A 23,052-nucleotide genomic window follows, 5' to 3' on the forward strand; every position below is an offset into this window, starting at 1 on the left:
CCGCTCGTTGAACGTGTGGATCACCTCACGCACGTAGTCCTCGCTCACCTGCATCAACGAGGTGATGTCCCGGACCGCCTGACCCTGGCCCGACATCAGCACCACGATCGCCCGCCGCAGCCGCACCGGATCCTTCGAGGTCCTGGTGATCCGCTGGATCTTCCGGCCCTCCTCCATCGATAAGGGCCGGACAAACACGCTCGGTCGACGAGCCACAGCCACCTCCCGCACTCGACATGCGAGACCAGCCTGGCCGATCAGCCCACCAGACCGATTACCGGGTCAACCCTCCGAGACACGCCACTAGCTGACCTCTCGACAAGCGGTAGGACCACCACGGCACTGGCTTGGGGTAGAGGCGCAGCAGGTGCTTCCCCGCGAAGAACGCCGTCAGGGTGTCGTGGTCGAAGCCGCGATCGGGGTGGAGCAGGCCGGTGCGCCGCAGGACGTCCGCGAGCAGTTCGCGCCACTCCTCGACGGGCACGCCGGGCGATGGATGCTCACGTTCCGCCAGTTCCAACGGCGCGATGGGCGGGTAGGAGCGGTGGGCGATCCGCTCCAGCAGGACGGACAGGTCGCCGAGCATCGACTCCACCGCGTCGACCGCTGCCCTGCCCCGGTGGCTCACCCTGCTGAGGAGGGTGTTCCTGCTGCTCCGGGTCACGCTGCTCAACTGCGCGTCGATGTAGTCCTGGTAGAGCTGGGTGCGGTTGTGCGGCAGTCGGAACTCACCGCTGCGCGTCCGCAGCACGCACAGCATCGTCGCCATGAGCGGAACCCGGACCAGGCCCTCCAGCGCCGGGGTCGCGCGGACGTCCACGAGGAGCGAGACAGCGGCGGCCTCGTGGTTGACCAGCTTGGCCGCGCGCAGGTAGCGGCGCACGAACTCGTCCAGTTCGGACTCGGAGAACTCCCCCAGCTGGTACGTCGGGGTCTTGCGGCGGTTGACCAGCGCGAGGAACTGCTTCTGGTGCGGGTCCCTGCTGGCCACCAGGCTGTAGCGCTTGGGGTGCTGCTCCGCCATGTCGAGCAGGCGCTTCATGACCCGCTCCTGGCGATGCGGGTCGGTGACCTCGTCGAAAGCGTCTACCAGGACCAACCACGGGACGCCTGGCACTGGATCATGCGCCAGCAGTTCGACGAGGTGGGCGGCGCTCTTGGCGTAGGTGACCTCCTGCAGCGCGCCTTCGGCCAAGAGGTCAAGCAGTCCGCCACCGTCCCGAGCCAGGCCGTCGGCGTCCAGCAGGAGGGGGATGTGAGGAGGACCGACTCCGTCCAACCACGCCTTGGCCGCGTCGGCCGTGAGCTGCCTGAGCAGGCTCGACTTCCCCACCCCGGCCTTGCCGACCACCTGAACGTCCCGGTGGACGACACCGAGGTCCTTGGCGGGAATCCGGTGCGGGATGTCACCGTCCTGGTCGAGCTCGGCTTCCCACTGCACCTCACGGCTGGTCAGGTAGATCTCCGAGAGCTTGGGGGCGATGGCGTTGACGTGGCGCTTCTGGTGCACCTCGTCGATCCGCGACACCGCCCGCAGGTACTCCCGCAGCTCAGGCCCGACGTGCTTCCACCCGCCCGCCGCCACCTGCTCCCGGTCGAGCAGGTCCAGCCACTCCCGGTTCCCCGCGCTCGCCTCCACCAGCGGCGAGGCGTGCAGGACCGGGCACAGCTCGCCCCTCGGCCCCACCAGCGCGCACACCGCCCCGGTCCGCCAGTCCAGCACGGGTGAGCCGGGCGCCGTGCCTCCCTGGAACGACCCGTGCTGGCCCGGCGGCTCGAACGACACGCACGCGACCAGCGCGTCCCCGCAGTCCCAGCGCACGAGCCGCAGCCCGTCCCCGCCGTCCACCAGCGCCCCGTGCGTCAGCACCAACCCCGGTGCGACCTGCACCCCGGAACCGCTGCCCAACCGGCTCTCCACGCCGACGGTCGCCCGGCCCAGCGCCATGACCAGACGCTCAGGTCGACCCCAGTTGTGGACGACGGTGCTGTTCACCGTCAGCCCACCGCTGACCGACCCCGCCTGCACGACGGACCCGTAAACCGTGTCTAACGCCAAGTAGTTGTTGCTTAGCACCTCGTGAACGCTAGCCCCCGCCCGATTTCACCCGCCCGTCACGACAACGCCACGCGCACCTCACCTGCACACTCCTCTCAGGAGCTAACCCCCACCCCACACCGCGCGCTTCCACGGCGATCGGCGAGACTTGACCTCATGACCGACGCGCCCGACGACGACAGGACCAGCTTCGCCGACCTCGGGCTCCGCCCCGAACTGCTGCGGGCGCTCTCCGGACTCGGCTACGAAGAACCCACCCCCATCCAGCGCGAGGCCATCGGGCCGCTGACCGAGGGGCGTGACCTGCTCGGGCAGGCCGCCACCGGCACCGGCAAGACCGCCGCCTTCGCGCTGCCCGTGCTCGAACGCCTCGCGCAGGTCGAGAAGCGCGGCGACGCGCCGTTCGCGCTGGTGCTCGTGCCCACGCGCGAGCTCGCCGTGCAGGTCTCCGAGGCCGTGCACCGCTACGGGCGCGAGCTGGGCGCCCGCGTGCTCCCCATCTACGGCGGCCAGCCCATCGGCAGGCAGCTGCGCGTGCTGGAGCGCGGTGTCGACGTCGTCGTCGCCACGCCCGGTCGCGCCGTGGACCACCTCGGCCGGGGCACCATGAACCTGGAGAACCTCCAGATCGTGGTGCTGGACGAGGCGGACGAGATGCTCGACATGGGTTTCGCCGAGGACCTGGACACGATCCTGGCCGAGACCCCCGAGAAGCGGCAGACCGTGCTGTTCTCCGCGACGATGCCCCCGCGCATCGACAAGCTGGCCCGCCAGCACCTGAAGGACCCCGCCCGCATCACCATCAACCAGGAGCGCACCGAGCCCGGCGAGGCGCCGCGCGTGCGCCAGGTCGCCTACGTCGTGCCGCGCGCCCACAAGCCCGCCGCGCTCGGCCGGGTGCTGGACGTGGAGGCCCCGACCGCCGCGATCGTCTTCTGCCGCACCCGCGACGAGGTCGACCAGCTCACCGAGACCCTCAACGGCCGTGGTTACCGGGCGGAGTCGCTGCACGGCGGCATCAGCCAGGAGCAGCGCGACCGGGTGATGGCGCGGTTGCGCAACGGCACCGCCGACCTGCTCGTCGCCACGGACGTGGCGGCGCGTGGTCTGGACGTCGAGCAGCTCACGCACGTCGTGAACTACAACGTGCCGTCCGCCCCCGAGTCCTACGTGCACCGCATCGGCCGGGTCGGCCGCGCGGGCCGGGAGGGCGTGGCGATCACGCTGGCCGAGCCGCGCGAGCACGGGATGCTCAAGACGATCGAGCGGGTCACCAAGCAGCGGATCACCATGGAGAAGGTCCCCACGGTGGCCGACCTGCGGGCCCGCAGGCTGGAGCTGACCCGCGCGGCGCTGCACGAGAGCCTGCTGGAGGACGAGCTGGAGGGCTTCCGGGTCGTCGTGGAGTCGCTGTCCGACGAGTTCGACGTCATGGAGGTGGCGCTCGCGGCGGTCAAGCTCGCGCACGAGGCCAGCGGCGCGGCGGCGGACGAGGAGGAGATCCCCGAGGTCGCGCACCGCTCGGACCGGAGCCGGGGTGGCGCTGGCGGCCCCGGCGGCGACGGGCAGCGGCGCGAGCGCCGGGTCCGGCCGCCGACGGCGGGCATGACGCGGCTGTTCGTGGGCGCCGGGCGCAGCTCGGGCATCCGGCCGCAGGACATCGTGGGCGCGATCGCGGGCGAGGCCCGGCTGCAGGGCCGGGACATCGGCGCGATCGAGATCACCGACCGGTTCTCGCTGGTGGAGGTGCCGGAGAGCTCGGCGCAGCACGTGATCACGGCGTTGCGCGGGGCGACCATGAAGGGTCGGAAGGTGACCGTTCGGCGGGAGCGGGACGGGCAGCGTTGAAGGTCGTCATGACGCTGCTCGTGCGCGACGAGATCGACGTCGTGGCGGCGACCATCGAGCACCACCTGGCTTCAGGCGTGGACTTCGTCGTCGCCACCGACAACGGCTCGCGCGACGGTACCGCCGAGGTACTGGAGGCGTACCGGGACGCAGGCGTGCTGGAGCTGCTGCACGAGCCCTCGCTGGACTACGAGCAGGGCCGCTGGGTGACGCGGATGGCGCGGCGCGCGGCGACCGGGCACGGGGCCGACTGGGTGGTCAACGCCGATGCCGACGAGTTCTTCTGGCCGGTGGCGGCGGCGCGGCTCGACGAGGCGCTGGCAGGTGTGCCCGCCGAGTTCGGCCTGGTCGAAGTCAGGCGGGACAACCTGGTCGCGGACCCCTCGCTCGGCTCGGCGGGCGGGTGGACGCGCGAGCTGGTGCTGCGCGACACCGAGTCGCTGTCCACGCGCGGAACCCGGATCGGCGCGAAGGTCTGCCACCGGGCCGACCCGGACGTGGTCGTTGACGTGGGCAACCACCACGCCGCAGGGCCGCTCCTGGGCGCGCGGGCCCCGCAGAGGCCGCTGGAGATCCTGCACGTGCCCGACCGCGGATACGCGCAGTATGAGCGCAAGATCGCCAACGGGGGCGCGGCGATGGCGGCCAACACCGTGTACGAGCGCGGCGTGGGCTGGCACTGGCGGGAGGACTACGAGCTGCTGCTGGACGGCCGCTTGGCAGAGGCGCACGCGGCCCGACAGCGCACGCCCGAGCAGGCGCGGGTCGGGTTGGCGGCCGGGACGCTGGTCCCGGACACCAGGCTGCGCGACCGGCTGGAGGCACTGGTGGCGAGGGCGGTCCTGCCGGAGGCGCTGCGGGCGGTACTCGGACCGGCCGTCGAAGCGACGGGAACAGCCGGTACGGACGGCGCGGCGGAAGCCGCGCGGATAGCTGAGGCGGCTCCGGGTTCGCCTTGGTGGAAGCGCTGGGTCACTCGACGCACGTGACCGCGCCGGGTCGGGGCGGGCATCGGGCCCGGCTCCGGCACGCTGCGGGCACCGCCCCGAAGCAGCGCGCGGGTGAGACCGCAACGGCGCAGGTCAACGTCGCCCTGCCGCCGTGCACCCGGCATATGCTCGCCGGGTGGACAAGCGAGGTGCCCCCGAGAACGACCGGGGTGGCGGCCCGGTCGACAACGCCGCCGCCGCGCTGGAGCTGGTGGCGCGCGCGGCGGGCCCGTTCCTGGCCGGGCTGGACGACCGCCCGGTGCACCCGCCGGACCGCGACCGCCTGCTCGACGAGCTGACCGGTCCCCTCCCCGAGGACGGCGACGGCGCGCTCGTCGCGGTCGCCGAGCTGCTCCGCGTGGGCGCCGCAGCCGCCACCGCCACGGCGGGCCCGAGGTACTTCGGCTACGTCATCGGCGGCGCCACCCCCGCCGCGCAGGCCGGGGACTGGGTCGTCTCGCTGCTCGACCAGCCCGCGGGCCTGTGGCCCACCTCGCCGCTGGCCGCGAAGGCCGAGACGGTCGTGCTGGGCTGGTTGAAGGACCTGCTCGGGTTCCCCGCGTCGCACGGCGGCGTGCTCACCCCGAGCGCGACGTTCGCGAACCTGACCGGTCTGGCCTGCGCGCGGCAGTGGTGGGCCGCGCGGCACGGGGTCGACGTGGCCGCCGACGGGTTGGCCGGTCTGCCGAGGATGCCGGTGCTGTCCAGCGGGTACGTGCACGCGAGCTGCCGCAAGGCGCTGCAGGTGCTCGGCTGCGGGCGGGACGGCGTGCGGCTGGTGGCCCGCGCGGACGGGAGCCTGGACGTCGACCGGCTGGACCGGGAGCTGGCCGACTCGGGTCCGGCGGTGCTGATCGGGACGGCGGGCGAGGTCGACGCGGGCCGGTACGACCCGCTGGACGAGCTGGCGGACCTCGCGGAGCGGCACGGGGCGTGGTTGCACGTGGACGGCGCGTTCGGCCTGTTCGCGGCGGCCTCGCCGCGCACGCGGGAGCTGGTGCGCGGGGTCGAGCGGGCCGATTCGGTGGCGGCGGACTGCCACAAGTGGTTGAACACGCCGTACGAGAGCGGGTTCGCGCTGGTGCGCGACCGGGGCGCGCTGGGGCGGGCGTTCGGCTCGTGGAACGCGGCCTACCTGCCGGAACCGGACGAGGAGCGGGTCAACTACAACACGCTCGGCCCGGAGTCCTCGCGGCGGGCGCGGGCGCTGCCGCTGTGGGCGGCGCTGCGGGCGTACGGGCGGGCGGGGCACCGGGCGGTGGTGGAGCGGCACCTCGAACTGGCGCGGCGGCTCGGCGAGCTGGTGGAGGCGGCGGAGGACCTGGAGCTGCTGTCCCCGGTGACGCTGTTCGTGGTGTGCTTCCGGTACCGGCCCGAGGGGGTGGACCCGGACGGGTTGGACGAGCTGAACCGGGCGCTGGGGGCGGCGCTGGCGGAGGACGGGCGGGTGCACGCGGGGACGACGGTGCACCGGGGCGCGGTGGCGCTGCGGCCTGCGATCGTGAACTGGCGGACTCGGGTGGAGGACGTGGAGCTGCTGGTGGCGGTGGTGCGGGAGATCGGGGCGCGGGTGGCGGCTCGGTAGCATCGACCGGGTGCGCAACGCGATCACCGACGTCCCCGGTGTGCTGGTCGGGCACGTGACGCGGATCGGCGGGGGCTTCCTCACCGGGACCACGGTCGTGCTGCTGCCTCCCGGCAACCTCGTCGTCGCCGACGTGCGCGGGGGTGGGCCCGCGACGGTGGACACCGCCGCCGTGGACGCGCGGTACGGCGGGCGTGAGGTGCCCGGTGTCGTGCTGACCGGTGGCAGCGCCTACGGGTTGGCCGCCGCGCGCGGGGCCGCCGCCGAGCTGGGCGGTGGGGTGGTGCCGGGGGCGGCGCTGTTCGACCTCGGGCGGGGTGGGGACTTCGGGGCCCGGCCGGACGCCTCGTTCGGGGCGCTCGCGGTGCGGGCGGCCTCGGTGGACGTGCCGCAGGGCAACGTCGGCGCTGGCGCGGGGGCGCTCAACGTGGCGCTCAAGGGCGGCGTCGGGACCGCGAGCGCGGACCTGGGCGGCGGGGTCGTGGTGGGCGCGATCGCGGCGCTCAACGCGGTCGGGCCGTCCTACTCGCCGGACGGGCTGCCGCTGGCCGCCGGGCTGGGGCTGCCCGGCGAGTTCCCGAGCGCGGTCCTGGACCCGGCCGTCGAGCTGACGCCGCCCGCGCCACCGCCGTTCAACACGGTCATCGGCGTCGTCGCCACCAACGCGGCCGTGCCGCCGTTCGCGCTGGCCGTCGCCGGGCAGGACGGGGTGGCGCTGGCGGTCTCGCCCGCGCACGGCATGGCGGACGGCGACACCGTGTTCGGCGCGGTCACCGGAGACCGGCAGGCACCGCCGGACGAGGTGCTGCGCGCCGCGTCACGGGTGTTCGCCCGCGCGCTGGCGCACGGGCTGCTGGCGGCCGAGTCGGTCACCACGCCGCGCGGGCGCTTCGCGGCGCACCGCGAGCTGTTCCCGCGCACGCACGCGGCCCACCGGGCGGCGAGCTGAGCCGACCGACGAGGACCGGGGACCGGGGACTCCGGAGACCGGAGACCCCGGAGACCGGAGCCCCCGGCACGTCCTCACCGCGCCGACCACCGCCCGGCCACGGCCCCGCCGCGCACCCGCTGCGCGTACGGCGTCGACACGTACCCCACCAGGTCCAGCACCCCGCCGGTCTGCCGGTCGACCTCCCGCCCGAACGCCAGCATCGAGTCGTCGATCCGCCCCATCAGCCACGCCAGCAGCAGCACCACCACGTCCGACAGCACCCCGACCTGCACCGGCATGTCGTCGCGCCGCCCGGCGGTCACCGCGCTCGCGAAGTCGGTCATGCCCCGCTGGGTCAGCTCGGCCGACCCGATCTCGATCGCCCGCTTCATCGAGTCCACGACCAGCGGCACCAGCGCCTGCCACACGTCGCGCTCCACGACCTCGCACACCAGCCCGCCGCACAGCGCCGTCGTCCACAGCGCCCCGGCGTCACCGGCCCGCACCGCGCCGACCGCCAGGTGCGGCAGCAGCTCGGCCCCGCGCGCCAGCGACCCGCGCGCCACCAGGCCCTCCACCGCGCTCCGGTAGTGCCGCAGCGCCTCGGCGTGCTCGCCCTTCCTGGTGAGCAGCCGCCCGGTCTCGTCCTGGAACCGGGCGAACTCGCCGGGCGCGTCCTGGTGCTCGGACAGCGACAGCCCGGCCTTGGTGTAGCTCAGCGCCGCCGCGAGGTCGCCCCTGGCCTCGTGGCAGCGCGCCAGTTCCCCTATCACCCGCAGCTCAGTGGCCGGGTCGCCCTGGGCGCGCACCAGCTCCAGCGCGTCGGTCCCGGCCTCTATGGCGCCGTCCGGGTCGCCCAGCTCGCGCCGCAGCGCGCACTCGTCCACCTTGAACGCGGTCTGCCGGACCAGGTCGCCGCGCACGGCCGCCAGGTCGTGGCCGATCACGGCGTGCTTGAGCGCGGTGTCCAGGTCCCCGGTGCGCCTGCCGAGGTCGTTGAGCGAGGCGCAGGCGTGGAACTCGGTCTCCCGGTCCCCGGAGGCGACGGCCGCCCGGTACGCCTGGGCCGCCAGTCTCAGCGCCTCCTGCGGTCTGGCCTCCAGCGCGGCCATCCGCAGCAGCACCCCGGCCCGGTCGGGACCGGCGTCGCCGTAGGACGCGCTGCGGCCGTAGTCGGCCAGCGCGGCGCCGGGGTCGCCGCCGTGCTCGTGCAGCGCGCCGGTGCGCTCGTAGCGGGCCGCCCAGCGGCGGTCGGCCTCGGCGGGGGGCAGGTCCAGCGCGGGCAGCGCCTTGTCGATCTTCTCGACGACCTCGGCGGCGTCGGACAGGTCGCCCGCGAAGGACAGCTCGTCGAACAGGGTGTCCACGTAGGCCTCGGTCCCCGAGGCGGGGGTCGTCTCGGCCGCTCTGCGCAGTGCACTCATCTCCCGGTGGACCACCTTCCGCAGCACTTCCTCGCCGCCGTGGTCCACGCCCGCCAGCAGGGCGCACCCGGTCAGCGCTGACTCTCCCTCACCGGGTGCGCCCGCGCGCCACCGGTCCAGCCTCCCGTTGGCGGTCCCCGCGTACAGGTAGGACCGCTCGATGCCGCCGGGCAGCCCGGTGTCCACCACGGCGCGCGCGGCGGGCACCTCCCCGGCGGTGAGCCTGCGCACCACGACGCGGGTGAAGTCGGCCGCCAGGTCGGGCGGGATGCGCCACAGCGCGCCCACGTAGCCGCGCGCGCCGACCCGCAGGTACTCGCGCGCCTGGTCGGTCCACGACAGGCAGGAGTTGTTGAGCACCACGGGCTGGTGCGGCAGGTCGAGCGCGTGCGCGACCAGCCACGGCGGCAGCGGGCGCCCGTCGAGCAGGGCGTTGCCCTCGTCGTCGTGCGCGTTGACCGCGAGCACCTCGACCGGCAGGTCGGCGGCGAGGGCGGCGACCACGGGCAGCGCGGTCTCGGACCCGGTGAGCACCAGCGGGTGGGTGACGTGGGCGGCCCGGTCGGCGGGGGCCGCCGGGAAGCCGGGTTCGACCAGGAGGGCGAACGCGCCGCGCGGGCGGCAAGCGCCTTCCCGGTGCAGCTCGGTCAGCACGACCAGCGCCGGATCGGTGGTGACGTGCCCGATGGGCTTGCGCGCCCAGCTGCCGGTGGCGGTGCGCACGAACGGGTAGGGCAGTCCGGCGGTGAACGCGGTCAGCCGCCGCTCCCCCACCGCGTGCACGGCGTCGGCGGGCACCTGGGCGGTGACCACGGCCTCGACCGCCGGGTAGGGGTCGTGGCCGCCGGTGGACAGGTAGCGCCACAGCGCCTCGCCGACCGCGATGCCCTTGACGGCGTCGCCTATGGCGCTGGCGGCCTCGGTGACGCGGGTCTGCTCCTCGGCGACGACCCGGTCGACCTCGGCCAGGTCGGGCTGGGGCGTGGTGACCAGGCGGGCGCCCCGGTGGTGGGCGTAGCAGGCGGCGACCAGGTCGTCGGCCTCGCCGGTGGTCTCCACCAGCACGGCCTCGTCGCCGGACTCGGGACCGGCGGCGGCGAACCGGTCGCCGACGGGCTCGGCGCGCTCGGTGAAGCGCAGCGCGGAGCCGGTGCGCAGCGCGGTGTAGAGGGCCTCGGCGGGGTCGTCGCCGGGGGCGGCCTCCAGCACCTTGGTCGGCTGCTGGCCCTCGCCGTGCAGCAGCGCCCACACCTCGTCGGTGAGGTCCTCGCCGAGGAGGTCGGGCTTGAGCAGCCGGACGTGCTCCATGCCGTCGAACACGTGCGCGGCCTGCGGGGGCGGGTCGGCGAGCACGACGGCGCGGCGCACGCCGGTGGCGCGCATGAGGTCGGCGAGGAGGCTGTTGCGGTTGTTCCAGGAGCGCAGCGGGCCGGTGTCGGGGCCGGGGGCGTCGAGCTCGTCGTCGTGCTCGCCGGGGAGCGCGTGCCTGCCGCCTGCGGGTGGCGGGCGGTCCAGCGCGATGACGGGCGTGAAGCGGTCGCCGGGCAGGCAGGAGACCACGACGGCGGCCTCGCGCGCCTGGTGCGCCCGGCACACCACGACGGTGTCGGACACCGCGTACTGGGGCCTGCTGACCACCTCGACGTCGATCTCGGCGGGACCGGCGGGCAGCGCGACGACCACGCCGTCCTCGGTGGCCGAGACCTGCCCGGTGGAGGTCACCCGGACGGAGGTTCCGGTGGGCAGGTCGAACTGGACGCCGTCGCCGTCGACGGAGGCGTCACCGGGGACGTGCAGCCGCCACTCGACCGGCTCGGCCAGGTCGTAGCGCTGGCGCAGCACGGCGCGCAGCGGGTCGCCGTGGTCCTCGGCGACCGCCAGCTCGCGGGTGCCCACGTCTATCGACAGGGCCTCGGCGAGGGGCAGCGGCGGTTTGCCGTGCGCGTCCAGCAGGACCGCCCGCACCAGTCCGGTGGAGAAGCGGAAGCGGATTCCGTGCGGCGGTCCAAGATCCACGGCTCACATACCCTCTGGCAGGTGGCGGGCGTCCACAGCGGCCTCCGTGCGACGTCCGAACGAGTGGTGGCTGGCAGAACGTACGCCACGCCGGTCACGATTGAGTCGCGCGGACCGGGAACCCGTGGTAAATCCGCGCCGATTCGGGCCGGTTCAGCCGCCCTGGTCGCTGCGGACCGAGGGCTGCTGGTGGCTCCAGGCGGCCCGGCTCTGGTCCCGGCCGAGGCGTTTGGCCTGGTAGAGCGCTCCGTCGGCGGCGGCGAGGAGACCTTCGACGGTGTCCTCGGGCACATCCGGCCAGACGGCCACCCCGACGCTGACCGTGAGGCCCCGCACGGGACCGGCCCCGGTGCCCAGCAGGCCCACGCGGGTGCGGGCGCGCTCGGCGATGGCCATGGACTCGTCGCGGCCGGCGCCGGGCAGCAGCACGACGAACTCCTCGCCGCCGAACCGGCCGACGCTGTCGCCCCTGCGCACCGACTCGCGGATGACGTCGGCGATGGAGCGCAGCACCTCGTCGCCGGTCTGGTGGCCGTGGGTGTCGTTGATGCCCTTGAAGTGGTCCACGTCGATCATGAGCAGGCCGAGGGCGTCGCCGCGCTGGCGGGTGCGGTTGAGCTCAACGCGGGCCTGGAGGTGCCAGGCCTCGGCGTTGAGCAGGCCGGTCTTGGCGTCGGTGCGGGCGGCCAGCTCCAGCTGGTGGATCAGCACGGTGCGGTGCAGCGCGACGGCGGCGACGACCATGGGGAACGCGAAACCGGGCCACCAGGCGACCGCGATGGCGACGAAGAACGCGAGGCTGAGCTGGGCGGCTTCGAGGAGGTTGTCCAGCGGGCCGCCGAAGAGGTTGGTGCGCGCGCCGGTGGTGAGCACGATGACGCCCGCGACGAGCGCGGTGTTGACGGTCCAGTAGACCGAGCCCGCCCCGATCAGGCCGAGCAGGTCCCAGGGGCCTTCGAGGTGGCCGGAGGCGAGGCTGTCGCGCAGGCCGGTGGCGGTGGCGACGACGTTGGCGGCCAGGGCCACCAGGAGCATCATCGCGGCGGTGAACACGCCCCGGTGCGGCGGGCGGAACGGGTCCCAGCGGCCGACGACCCACCAGCGGTGGGCGTAGAGGACGACCACCAATACTCCGACCAGGGGTGGCGGGAGCAGGAGTGAACCGGCGAATATCCAGATGCTGCACAGGTCGAGGTGCGGCAGGCCGGTCGCGTCCCTGCGGGCGCGCTCGATCCAGCGGGAGAAGACCAGGTGCAGCCCGGCGCAGGTGAGCAACACCGCGAGGACGACCCAGTCGTGCCTGGTCGTCGGCTGGTTCGTCGCCGTCGCGGCGGCGACTGCCAGCAGGGCGAGCAGGTCCACCGAGAGCACGTAGCCCAGCGCGCCCCTCGGAAGGGACCATAGTGACCAGCTTCGTCCAACCACGGTTCCCTCGCGCCCGTCCACACCGGACCCCCCGGTTGGTGACCGGCTGGAGCGTCACGGTAACCCTGGGGCGAACGGGTGTCATCCGCTGGTGGGGTGACACGGGTACTGGGAGGTGATCGCGGTGCGCGAGAAGATCTGGTGACCCCGGTGCGATCCCGGCGCCCGACTTGCCCGGTACGGCCAGTGGAGGAGGTGCTCGGTCATGCGCGAGAAGATCTGGTGAAGACGGTGGGGTTGACGCCCCACGCGATGGCGGTCCCCCGGCGCGCCCCATGTGCCCGGTGACCGGTGAGCCCGGCCGCTCGCGCGCTGCGGGCGGCCGGGCGTTCAGCCCTCGGCGAGGTGCTCCAGCGGGCCCAGCGCCATCCACCGGGTGGTGACGGCGGCGGCGGCGACCACGCCGACCCCGGCGGCGATCGCGATGGCGGTGGCGGCCGAGCCGGTGGCGGTGGCGAGCAGGCCACCGCCCGCGACGCCCACGCCCTGGGCTGCGACGAGACCGCTGCGGGCGAAGCCGAGGGCCTGGCCCCGGCGGGCGTCCGGGACGAGGCGGACGAAGGTGGCCCCGGCGGTGACCTGGTAGGCGCTGAAGACGCCGCTGAGGGCCAGCAGGGTGACGGCGCCGAGCAGGCCGGGGTGCAGCAGGTAGGCGACCAGCGGCAGGGCGGTGGCGACGGCCAGAAGGCCCAGCAGGCGCACCCGCCGTTCGGTGGGCAGGTAGCGCAGCAGGACGGTGCCCAGGACCATCCCGGCTGGGTCTGCGGCGAGCAGGATCCCGACTCCGGCGGGGCCGGTGCCGACCTCGTCGGAGAACGGGGCGGCCAGGCCCTCGGGGACGACGGTGAACAGGGCGAGCCAGCCGAGGAGGACCAGCAGGCGCAGGCGCGGGGTGCGCCAGACCAGGGCCGCGCCTTCGTTGATCCGCAGTCGTGTGGGGGTGGCGGAGGTTGAGGCGGGGGCCGGGCGGGGCTTGAGGCCGAGGTGGAGGAGGAGGGCGGAGGCGGCGAAGGTGGCGGCGTCGGCGGCGAGGGCGCCGGAGGTGCCGAGCCAGTAGACCGCCAGGCCGCCTCCGGCGAAGCCGAGGAGGAGGCCTGCCTGGTGGGTGATGAGGTGGACGGACTGGCCTGCCTCGTACTTGTCGCCCAGGACGGTGGGGAGGAGGGCGCCTTGGGCGGCTGCGAACGGGGGTTCGGCGAGCTGGGCCAGGACGAGGAGGGCGGCCACCAGGGGGAGGGGGACTCCGGGGAGGGCCATGACCGCGAGGACCGCGGCGCGGAGGAGGTCCGCGGTGACCATGACGGTGCGGCGGGGGTAGCGGTCGGCCAGGCCGGAGAAGAGGATTCCGGAGAAGAGGGCCGGGAGCATGGTCAGCGCGTAGGTGAGGGCTGTCCAGGCCGGGGAGTTGGTGCGCTCGAAGACGAGCACGGATAAGGCCACGCGGGCTAGTTGGTCGCCGAGTGTGGACAGGACCGCCGCGCACCACAGGACTCGGAACTCTGCCACCCCGAAGACCGCTCGGAAACCCGTCGCCATGTCTCTCCCGCTGTCGCTGTCGCTGCCGGTGTCGCTGTCACTTGGAACCGGAACCGGGGCCGGGTCAGGGGTGGGGCAGGGCTGGCCGGGACTGGGGGCGGCACCGGTAGGCGGGACACGGTACAAGGAAGGGCGGGTGGGGGTGATCGGATCGCGGGTGGAGGGGGTGGGGGGATGTTGACGGTTCACCGTTCCGGGTGGGGACGGGGGGGGGAAAACGAAGATCAAGAGCTTAAGGGCACGCCTCGCCGGCGGGGCAGGCCTCCAAAAAAGAGGGGGACGGGCTCTGCCGGCCGGTGGCTGTTTCAGGGTGGTTGCGTTTACCCCTGCGGTGGGCGGGGTCCCTCTTCTCCGTGTGGCCTCCTTTCAGGCAAGCACAGGCGTCAAGACGCCGTATGACCAGGCAGTCTGCCGGGCAGTGCGGCGGCATCTTGACACCTGCGCTCGGGCTTCGCCAGGCCACACGGAGAAGAGGGACGCGGGATGGGCTGGCTGCGGGCTCGCTGCGCTCGCCCCGCAGCCCGCGAGGAGGTCTGGGGGGTGGGCTGGGGGGCGCTTAGGGTCTGGCGGTGCACAGGATCGAGGTCGACGGGGTTCCCGCCAGCGCTCAGGACATGGCCGGGTTGTTCGCCAACTACGGGCACTTCACGGCGTTTCAGGTGCGGGGTGGGCTGGTCAGGGGGATGGGGTGCCACCTGGACCGGTTGGCTGAGGGGAACCGGGAGTTGTACGGGATCGGGCTCGACCGGGGGTGGGTGTGCGAGTTGGTCGGTCGGGGGCTTCGTGGGGTTGGGGACGCCTCGGTTCGGGTGGTGGTGTTCGGGGTTGAGGAGCCGTCGGTGTTGGTTTCGGTGCGGGAGCCCAAGGAGGCGGCTCGGGAGGCTCAGGCTTTGTTGCCCGTGGAGTACGTGCGGCCGGTTCCGCACGTGAAGCACCTCGGGGGGTTCGAGCGGGCGGTGCACCACCGGGCTGCGGGGCGGGCCGGGTTCGACGACGCGTTGTTGGTCGGGGGTGGTGGGGTGGTGGTCGAGTCCGCAGTCGCCAACGTGGGGTTCTTCGCGGGGGGCGAGGTGGTGTGGGCGGACGGGCCGTGGTTGTGGGGGACGACGATGCGGTTGTTGGAGTCGCACGTGCCGTCGCGGCGGGAGGTCGTGCGGTTGGGGGACCTCGGGGCGTACGACGGGGCGTTCACGGCCAACTCGTGGGGGGTCTCGCCGGTGGGGCGGATCGGGGACGTGCGGTACCCGGTCGGTGAGGCGTTCGAGCGGTTGCGGGAGGCGTTCGAGGCGGTTCCGTGGGGGCCGGTGGCGGGGTGAGGGCTCCCCCGCCGCGCGAGGGCGCGGCGGGGGGGCGGTCACACGGCGGGGGGACGGTCCTCGTAGGGGGTCGACAGGACGACCGTGGTGCGGGTGGACACGTTCGCCACCTCGCGGATCTGGCGCAGCAGGTCCTCCAGGGCCTTCGGGGAGGCCACGCGCACCCTGACCAGGTACGAGGAGTCGCCCGCCACCGAGTAGCAGGCCTCGATCTGCGCCAGGTGCTCCAGCCGCTCCGGGTAGTCGTCCGGGGCGGCCGGGTCGATCGGGGTGAGCGAGATGAACGCGGTCAGCGGGAGGCCGACCTCGTCGCCGTCGAGCCTGGCGGCGTAGCCCTTGACCACGCCGCGCTGCTCCAGCCTGCGCACCCGCTGGTGCACGGCCGACACGCTCAGGCCGACCCGCTCGGCGAGGTCGGTGAAGCTGCAGCGGCCGTCCGTGGACAGCTCGCGCAGGATCGCCCGGTCGATCGGCTCCAGGTTCGTCACGCCTGAAGCACCACCAGGTCGTGCGGGCGGTTGTTCAGGCGCTCGGAGCCGGTCTCGGTGGCGATGACGATGTCCTCGATGCGCGCGCCCCAGCGGCCGGGCAGGTAGATGCCGGGCTCGACGCTGAACGCCATGCCCGCTTCGAGGGGCAGGTCGTTGCCCGCCACGATGTACGGCTCCTCGTGCACGTCCAGGCCGATGCCGTGGCCGGTGCGGTGCACGAAGTACTGGCCGAAACCGGCGGCGTCGATCACCTCGCGGGCGGCGGCGTCGACGGCCTCGCAGGTCACGCCGGGCTTCGCGGCGTCCACGGCGGCCTGCTGGGCGGCCTGGAGGACGGCGTAGGTCTCGCGCACGTCCGCGTCGCGCGGCTCGCCGACGGAGTAGGTGCGGGTGGAGTCGGAGTTGTAGCCCTCGGCGACCGGGCCGCCGATGTCGACCACGACCACGTCACCGGCCTCGATCACCCGGTCGGACAGGCCGTGGTGCGGGGACGCGCCGTTCGGGCCGGAGCCGACGATGACGAACTCGGCGACCTCGTGGCCCTCGGCGACGATCGCGGCGGCGATGTCGGCGCCCACCTCGGCCTCGGTGCGGCCCGCGCGCAGCCACTCGCCGACGCGCGCGTGCACCCGGTCGATCGCCTCCCCCGCCTTGCGCAGGGCGGCGATCTCGGCGGCGTCCTTGCGCATCCGCAGCTCGCGCAGGATCGGGCCCGCGAGGACCTGCTCGCCGCCGATCGCGGAGCGCAGGCCGAGCACGTGCAGGGCGGGGGTCATGTCGGCCACGGCGGTGCGGGCGGTGCCCTTGAGGGCCTTGCGGACCAGCGCGTACGGGTCCTCGCCGTCGACCCAGGTGGCGACCTCGACGCCGAGCGCGTCGGTGGGCACGGCCGCGTAACCGGGCTGCTCCAGCTTGGGCACGACGAGCACGGGGTCGCCGCCGACCGGGACCACGAGGCAGGTGAGCCGCTCGAACGAGGCACCGCCCGCGCCGATGAGGTAGCGCAGGTCGGAGCCGGGCGAGATGAGCAGCGCGTCCACGCCCGCGACGGCGGCGGCTGCGGTGGCGCGGTCGAGTCGGGAGCGCAGGGCTTCCACGTCCAGGGGTCCAACACGGGTCGACATGGGTGGGAAGCCTAGTCGCACCCGTGCGGTCCGCCCGCTCCGCGAGACCCGGTGACGATCACGGGCGGTGGGTGGTGGGCGGTGGGCGGGGCCCTGACCGCCGTGCCGCGACCGCGCGGTGTCGGGGGTGTCTGGCAAGCTCTCCACGGTGAGCAGCCCGCTCGTCCTGATGGACGCCGCCAGCCTGTACTTCCGGTCGTTCTACGCGCTCCCGGAGTCGATGACCGCGCCCGACGGCACCCCGGTCAACGCGGTGCGCGGGTTCGTCGACACCATCGCCAAGATCGTCAACGACCGGGGCGCGGGCAGGCTCGTGGCCTGCCTGGACGCCGACTGGCGGCCGGAGTTCCGGGTCTCCGCGCTGCCCTCCTACAAGGCCCACCGGGTGGCCGCGAGCGGGGACGGGGAGGAGGTGCCGGACGCGCTCACGCCGCAGGTGCCGATCATCCTGGACGTGCTGGACGCGGTCGGGATCGCCACCGCCGAGGCCGCCGGTTACGAGGCGGACGACGTGATCGGCGCGCTCGTGGCGCGGGAGGCGAGGGATGTGGTGGAGGTGGTCACCGGGGACCGGGACCTGTTCCAGCTCGTGCGCACCGAACCGACCCCGGTCGGGGTGCTCTACCTGGGGCGCGGGTGGGCCAAGGCCGAGCTGGTCGGGCCCGCTGAGGTGGCCGCCAAGTACGCGCTGCCCGAGGCGGACGCGGGGCGGGCCTACGCGGGCATGGCGGTGCTGCGCGGAGATCCCTCGGACGGGTTGCCTGGAGTCGCGGGCATCGGGGAGAAGACGGCCGCGAAGCTGATCACCGAGTTCGGGTCGCTGGAGGCGGTGCTGGCGGCGGTGCACGACGGGCGGGACCGCAAGCTCACCACCAAGGCGCGCAACGCGCTGATCGCCGCGCAGGACTACCTGGCGGTGGCGCCGACCGTGGTGGACGTCGCGGTGGACGCGCCGGTGGTCCTGGACCGGGACGACGCGCTGCCCGCCGCGCCCGCCGATCCGGACCGGCTCGCCGAGCTGACCAGGCGGTGGGGGCTGGGGAGCTCGGTTCCCCGGCTGGTGACGGCGCTGGAGCGGCGCGCGAGTCGGTGAGCGGGTCCGGTGAGTGGAGCCGGTGGGCCGGGCCGGTGGGCGGGGCCAGTGAGTGGGGCGGCGCCGACCAGCCTGGCGCTGAGCGGAGGCCGGTGAGCGGGCGGGGTGGGCCGCCCCCGTGGTGGGTTCGGCCCGTCCCTGGGGGTTAGAAGTAGGTGCCCGCCCAGGCGGTGGTGGTCACGGCGAAGAGGGCGTCGGCGCGGGTGACCGCGTCCTCGGCCAGGACCTCGGCCCGGCCGGTCGCGGCCAGTGCGGCGAACGGGACGTCGCCGAGGTAGGCCGAGGCCAGGTCGGCGACGTCCAGGACCAGCTCGGGCGCGTCCTCCACGCGCTCCGCGCCCGCCTTCGACACCCGGTAGTTCCCGGCGTTCTCCGGCAGCAGCCCGTCGCGCACGCCGAGCACCACCGAGCCGTCGCCGGTGTACGCGCGCTCGGCCAGCGCCTTCGGCACGTCCAGCAGGCGCAGCCAGGTCTCGTCGGACGTGGTCTCCCAGCGGCAGCCGCGCGGGTCGACCAGGAGCAGCTCGACCGGCTCGTCCAGGGGGCGCAGGTGCGCGACGACCTCGTCCACCAGGTCGACGCCCAGCAGGTACCGCCACAGGTCGGCCCAGGCGCGCGGCGTGGCCGCCCACAGGTCCAGCACGGTCAGCACGGACTTCTCGGTGTGCGAGCGCTCCACCCGGTACACCGCGAACCCGTCGTCCACGCCGTCCTGGCCGGTCGTGATGACCGCCTGCGGGTCCTGGTCCTTGTCGGCCCGCACGTTCATCGACCACCAGCCGTCCCAGCGGCCGATCAGCCCCGGTCGGGTGGCGGGCAGGCCCTCGAACAGGGCGCGCAGCTCGGCGGCGGCGTCCGCGGCGGGCTTGAGCCGGACCCGGCCCTCCACGCGGGCGCGCGCCTCGGACTTCGCCCTGGTCAGCCGCAGGTCCCGGCCCCTGGTGGCGACGCCGTAGCCGAACCGGCCGTAGATCGCGCCCTCGGTGGCGCGCAGCGTCGCCGCCGCGTCGCCCCGGTCGCGCAGCGAACGAAGCTGGGTGCGCATGAGGGCGCTGACCACGCCGCGCCGCGTCCAGTCCGCGCGCACGCCGACCCGGCTCACCGCGCTCATCGGCAGCACCGCGCCACCGGGCACGACCAGCGACGAGGGGAACGACTGCGCCGACCCGATCACCTCGTCCCCGTCGAACGCCCCGAGCGCGCGGCCGGGCTCGTAAGAGTCCAGCACCACCTTCCACAGCTCGTCGGTGGCGGGGCCGTGCAGCAGCGCCCTGCGGAACACGGTGTGCGCGGCGCGGTAGTGGGCCTCGTCCTGGAGGACGCGGATGTCGTGGTCGGTCACCCCGCCATCCTCTCCCGGCGCCCGTGCGCCCACTAATCAATTAGGCGGGAATCACGGGAGGGGTTCCCGGAAAAGCACCGAGGCCGTTTCCCGGTGAGCGGGAAACGGCCTCGGTGGAACGGCGCGCGGATCAGCCGGTGGGCTGGCCGACCTCGTACTCGCCGTCCGAGGTCTTGATGGTGATCTTGACCTTCTTGTCCGCGTCACCGACCTTGACGTCGCACTCGAACGTGGTGTTCGGGGTGACCTCGTGCTGGCCGGTGCAGGACGCGCTCTTCGCGTCGAGCTTGTAGTCGTCCTTGAGGACCTGCACGATGCCGTTCTGCACGGACGTGTTGTCCAGGACCTTGGTGTTGAACCAGCCGGGCGTCACGAAACCGCCGATGCCGACGACGCCCGCGATCAGCACCACGCCCACCACGACGCCCCAGATGAGCCCGTTGGACTTCTTCGCGGGCGGCGGCGGGCCGTAGGGCTGCTGGCCGAACTGGCCGGGCTGGCCGTACTGCCCCGGCTGCTGCCCGTAACCGGGCTGCTGCTGCGGCTGCCCGTACGGGTTGTTCGGGTCGAACCCGCCGCCGGGGGTGCCGGGGTACTGCTGCTGCTGGGGCTGCCCGTACGGCTGGCCCTGCGGCGCCTGCTGGCCCCACTGCTGCTGGTGCTGCTGCGCGGGGTCCGGCTGCCCGTAACCGGGCTGCTGAGCGGGGAAACCACCCGACGGCGTGCCGGGGTACCCGCCACCGCCGTAGGGCTGCTGGCCCCACTGCTGCTGCGGGTCGTTCCCTCCGGACGGTCCGTACGGACTGGTCATGCTCGGCCTCCGGCGGTCGGTCTTGAACGGGAAAAGGACTATTTCGGACGTGCTGGCTTGCTCGCGCGATCAAACCACAGGATGGCGCCGACTACGCAGCGCACCCCGCCAAACTTTGTCAGACCGTGGCCAAGGCGACCACGCCCCGGCGCAGCGCGTCGACCGCCTTGCGGGCCGCCGCGCCCACCGGGTCGCCGCCGCCGACGACGTCCCTGATCTGGTCGAGGAAGTCGACGACCTGCCTGCACCAGCGCACGAAGTCGCCCGCGCCCAGCTCGGTCCCGCCGGAGTCGGTGGTGCCGAGCACCTTCTCCAGCGACTCGCCGCGCGCCCACCGGTACACCGCCCAGGCGAAGCCGGGGTCGGGCTGGCGGGTGCGGTCGAGCCGGTGGCGGCGCTCGTCGTCCTCCAGCTCGGCCCACAGGCGGGCGGTGGCGGTCATGGCGTCGGAGACCCGGCCCGGTGGCAGGCGGGTCTCCATCGGGCCGTCCCTGCGCGCCTCGTAGACCAGGGACGACACGACGGCGGCCAGCTCCTCGGGGGCGAGGCCCTTCCACACGCCGTGCCGCAGGCACTCCGCCGCCAGCAGGTCAGACTCGCTGTAGAGCCTGGTCAGCCGCCTGCCGTGCTCGGTGACGCGCTCCCCGCCGCGCCTGCCGGGCCCACCCGACACGCGCTCCTGCCCCGCGCGGCGCACGACGCGCCGCTTCCTCTGCTCCGGCTCGCCCTCAGCCGCGCCCCCGAAAGCAGTGCCCTCGGAAGCGACGCCCTCGCCGGGAGCCTCGAACACAGCCCCGCCCTCGGGCTCGTCCTCCACGACCTCCAGGTAGCCGCGCTCGCGCAGCAGCGCCCGGATGCGGTCGAACTCGCGGGCCAGCGAGTGCGTGGTCGCCGCGACCTTGCGCTCGGTCTGCTCGGTCTCGGCCAGCAGCCGGTGGTACCGCTCGCCCCAGCGGGCGTGCTCCTCGCGCTTCTCGCAGCCGTGGCACGGGTGCGCCCGCAGCGCGCGGCGCAGCGTGGCCAGCTCGGCGTCGTCGTCCGCCGTGGACCGCCGCTTCCGCGCGCTCGGCGCGACGAGCCCCGTGTTGCGCAGCGTCGCCGCCAGGTCCCGGCGGGACCTGGGCGAGCGGGTGTCGACCTGCTTGGGCAGCCGCAGCTTGCCGAGCACCTCGACCGGCAGCGGGAAGTCCGTCGAGGTCAGCCGCCCGGCCCAGCGGTCCTCGGTGACCACGAACGGCCTCGGCTCGCCCAGCGGCTCGAGGCCGGGGTCGATCACCACGGCCAGCCCGGTGCGCCGACCGGACGGCACCGCGATGACGTCGCCCTTGCGCAGCTTCTCCAGCGACGCGGCCGTCTCGGCGCGGCTGGCCGAGGTGTTCTGCCTGGCCAGGGCCTTCTCGCGCTCGGAGACGCGGCGGCGCAGCGACGCGTACTCGGTGAAGTCGCCGAGGTGGCAGGTCATCGAGTCGGCGTAGCCCTCCAGGGCCTCCCGGTTGCGCTCGATCCGCCTGGCCAGGCCCACCACCGAGCGGTCGGCCTGGAACTGGGCGAACGACTGCTCCAGCAGGTCGCGGGCGGCGGGCGCGCCGAGCCGGTGCACCAGGTTGACGGCCATGTTGTAGCCGGGGCGGAACGAGGAGCGCAGCGGGTAGGTGCGGGTGGACGCCAGGCCGCCGACCGCCTTCGGGTCGACGCCGGGCTGCCACACCACGACGGCGTGCCCCTCGACGTCGATGCCGCGACGGCCCGCGCGGCCGGTGAGCTGGGTGTACTCGCCGGGGGTGAGGTCGACGTGCGCCTCGCCGTTGTACTTGACCAGCTTCTCCAGCACGACGGTGCGGGCGGGCATGTTGATGCCGAGCGCGAGGGTCTCGGTGGCGAACACGGCCTTGACCAGGCCGCGCACGAACAGCTCCTCCACCGTCTCCTTGAACGCGGGCAGCAGGCCCGCGTGGTGGCTGGCGATGCCGCGCTCCAGCGCCTCGCGCCACTCCCAGTAGCCGAGGACCATCAGGTCGTCCTGCGGCAGGTCGCGGGTCTTCTCGTCGATGATCCGGCGGATGACCTCGACCTCGTCGGGCGTGGTCAGGCGCAGGCCGTAGCGCACGCACTGGTTGACCGCCGCGTCGCAGCCCGCCCGGCTGAACACGAACACGATCGCGGGCAGCAGGCCTGCCGCGTCGAGCCGCTGGATGACGTCGACCCGCGACGGCGGCTTGAACCCGGACGAGCGCGGCGGGCGGCCCTTGTTGCCCCGGCCGCGCGACCACGGCACGTGGAAGCGGGCCAGGTCCTCGACCTGGCGCAGCAGCTGCGGGTTGATCTTGACGTGGGTGTCGGCGAGGTCGTCGGCGAACAGGTCGAACATGCGCGGACCGGCCAGCATGTGCTGCCACAGCGGCACCGGCCGGTGCTCGTCCACCACCACCGAGGTGTCACCCCGGACGGTGACGAGCCACTCGCCGAACTCCTCGGCGTTGCTCACCGTGGCCGAGAGGCCCACCAGCCGCACCGATTCGGGCAGGTGCAGGATGACCTCCTCCCAGACCGGGCCCCGGAAGCGGTCGGCGAGGTAGTGCACCTCGTCCATGACCACGTAGCCGAGGCCGTGCAGGGTGGAGGAGCCCGCGTAGAGCATGTTGCGCAGCACCTCGGTGGTCATGACGACCACGGGGGCGTCGCCGTTGACCGAGGTGTCACCGGTGAGCAGGCCGACCTTGTCCTGGCCGTAGCGGGCGCACAGGTCGGCGTACTTCTGGTTCGACAGGGCCTTGATCGGCGTGGTGTAGAAGCACTTCCGGCCCTCGGCGAGGGCGAGGTGCACGGCGAACTCGCCGACGACGGTCTTGCCCGCGCCGGTGGGCGCGCACACCAGGACGCCGTGGCCGTCCTCCAACGACTCGCAGGCGCGCAGCTGGAACGGGTCGAGCTCGAAGGAGACCACCGAGAGGAAGTCGGTCAACTGGGGCCGGGAAGCGCGGCGGCGGGATTCCGCGTAGGCCTCGGCCGGGGACCGGGAAGCACTTGACACCCCTCCAGGCTGTCACAAGGGGCCGACAAAA

Annotated in this window: 15 protein-coding genes; 6 read left to right on the forward strand and 9 right to left on the reverse strand. The window is 73.8% G+C overall.

Annotated elements, in window-relative coordinates; translation table 11 throughout:
- Nucleotides 1-274 precede the first annotated feature (274 nt).
- Nucleotides 275-1,996, reverse strand: coding sequence for an NACHT domain-containing protein (locus tag LV78_RS25220; protein ID WP_253848111.1), 1,722 nt, complete (start codon nt 1,994-1,996; stop codon nt 275-277).
- A 219-nt stretch (nt 1,997-2,215) separates the two neighbouring features.
- Between LV78_RS25220 and LV78_RS25225 the strand changes: the two genes are divergently transcribed.
- The 4 genes from LV78_RS25225 (at nt 2,216) to LV78_RS25240 (ending at nt 7,430) form a co-directional block, all read left to right on the forward strand.
- Nucleotides 2,216-3,907 carry a DEAD/DEAH box helicase gene (locus tag LV78_RS25225; protein WP_253848112.1) on the forward strand — a complete coding sequence of 564 codons (1,692 nt, stop codon included), beginning with the start codon at nt 2,216-2,218 and terminating at the stop codon, nt 3,905-3,907.
- Between the two features lie 8 nt (nt 3,908-3,915).
- The gene (locus LV78_RS25230) at nt 3,916-4,896 is read left to right on the forward strand and encodes a glycosyltransferase family 2 protein (protein ID WP_253848113.1); all 981 of its coding nucleotides are present in this window, start codon (nt 3,916-3,918) and stop codon (nt 4,894-4,896) included.
- Between the two features lie 136 nt (nt 4,897-5,032).
- On the forward strand, nt 5,033-6,481 hold the full coding sequence (locus LV78_RS25235; RefSeq protein ID WP_253848114.1) for a pyridoxal phosphate-dependent decarboxylase family protein: 1,449 nt from the start codon (nt 5,033-5,035) through the stop codon (nt 6,479-6,481).
- A gap of 10 nt (nt 6,482-6,491) precedes the next feature.
- Complete coding sequence (locus LV78_RS25240) at nt 6,492-7,430, forward strand: P1 family peptidase (protein ID WP_253848115.1); 939 nt, start codon at nt 6,492-6,494, stop codon at nt 7,428-7,430.
- A 74-nt stretch (nt 7,431-7,504) separates the two neighbouring features.
- On the opposite strand, the gene LV78_RS25245 is transcribed toward LV78_RS25240, so the two are convergent.
- The 3 genes from LV78_RS25245 to LV78_RS25255 all read right to left on the reverse strand — a co-directional run bounded on the left by LV78_RS25245 (nt 7,505) and on the right by LV78_RS25255 (nt 13,783).
- Nucleotides 7,505-10,852 carry a hypothetical protein gene (locus tag LV78_RS25245; protein ID WP_253848116.1) on the reverse strand — a complete coding sequence of 1,116 codons (3,348 nt, stop codon included), beginning with the start codon at nt 10,850-10,852 and terminating at the stop codon, nt 7,505-7,507.
- A 153-nt stretch (nt 10,853-11,005) separates the two neighbouring features.
- Complete coding sequence (locus LV78_RS25250) at nt 11,006-12,277, reverse strand: GGDEF domain-containing protein (RefSeq protein WP_253848117.1); 1,272 nt, start codon at nt 12,275-12,277, stop codon at nt 11,006-11,008.
- 330 nt (nt 12,278-12,607) lie between these two features.
- Nucleotides 12,608-13,783, reverse strand: coding sequence for an MFS transporter (locus LV78_RS25255; protein WP_253848118.1), 1,176 nt, complete (start codon nt 13,781-13,783; stop codon nt 12,608-12,610).
- A gap of 599 nt (nt 13,784-14,382) precedes the next feature.
- On the opposite strand from LV78_RS25255, the gene LV78_RS25260 reads away from it, so the two are divergent.
- Nucleotides 14,383-15,129 (forward strand): aminotransferase class IV, encoded by a 747-nt coding sequence (locus LV78_RS25260; protein ID WP_253848119.1) that lies wholly within the window; start codon nt 14,383-14,385, stop codon nt 15,127-15,129.
- A 38-nt stretch (nt 15,130-15,167) separates the two neighbouring features.
- On the opposite strand, the gene LV78_RS25265 is transcribed toward LV78_RS25260, so the two are convergent.
- Both LV78_RS25265 and LV78_RS25270 read right to left on the reverse strand, forming a co-directional pair.
- Nucleotides 15,168-15,617 (reverse strand): Lrp/AsnC family transcriptional regulator, encoded by a 450-nt coding sequence (locus tag LV78_RS25265; RefSeq protein WP_015801088.1) that lies wholly within the window; start codon nt 15,615-15,617, stop codon nt 15,168-15,170.
- Complete coding sequence (locus LV78_RS25270; protein WP_253848120.1) at nt 15,614-16,744, reverse strand: M24 family metallopeptidase; 1,131 nt, start codon at nt 16,742-16,744, stop codon at nt 15,614-15,616. The genes LV78_RS25265 and LV78_RS25270 overlap by 4 nt, the downstream gene beginning before the upstream one ends.
- A gap of 148 nt (nt 16,745-16,892) precedes the next feature.
- Here LV78_RS25270 and LV78_RS25275 point away from each other — a divergent pair, with 148 nt between their 5' ends.
- The gene (locus tag LV78_RS25275; RefSeq protein WP_372494997.1) at nt 16,893-17,837 is read left to right on the forward strand and encodes a 5'-3' exonuclease; all 945 of its coding nucleotides are present in this window, start codon (nt 16,893-16,895) and stop codon (nt 17,835-17,837) included.
- A gap of 145 nt (nt 17,838-17,982) precedes the next feature.
- On the opposite strand, the gene LV78_RS25280 is transcribed toward LV78_RS25275, so the two are convergent.
- The 3 genes from LV78_RS25280 to LV78_RS25290 form a co-directional block, all read right to left on the reverse strand.
- Complete coding sequence (locus tag LV78_RS25280) at nt 17,983-19,179, reverse strand: GNAT family N-acetyltransferase (RefSeq protein WP_253848121.1); 1,197 nt, start codon at nt 19,177-19,179, stop codon at nt 17,983-17,985.
- A 130-nt stretch (nt 19,180-19,309) separates the two neighbouring features.
- Nucleotides 19,310-19,990 (reverse strand): DUF4333 domain-containing protein, encoded by a 681-nt coding sequence (locus LV78_RS25285; RefSeq protein WP_253848122.1) that lies wholly within the window; start codon nt 19,988-19,990, stop codon nt 19,310-19,312.
- A 118-nt stretch (nt 19,991-20,108) separates the two neighbouring features.
- Nucleotides 20,109-23,021, reverse strand: a complete 2,913-nt coding sequence (locus LV78_RS25290) for a DEAD/DEAH box helicase (RefSeq protein WP_253848123.1) — start codon at nt 23,019-23,021, stop codon at nt 20,109-20,111.
- Nucleotides 23,022-23,052: the final 31 nt, after the last annotated feature.

This window comes from Actinosynnema pretiosum, from assembly GCF_024171695.1.
In the GTDB taxonomy this organism is placed as follows: domain Bacteria; phylum Actinomycetota; class Actinomycetes; order Mycobacteriales; family Pseudonocardiaceae; genus Actinosynnema; species Actinosynnema pretiosum.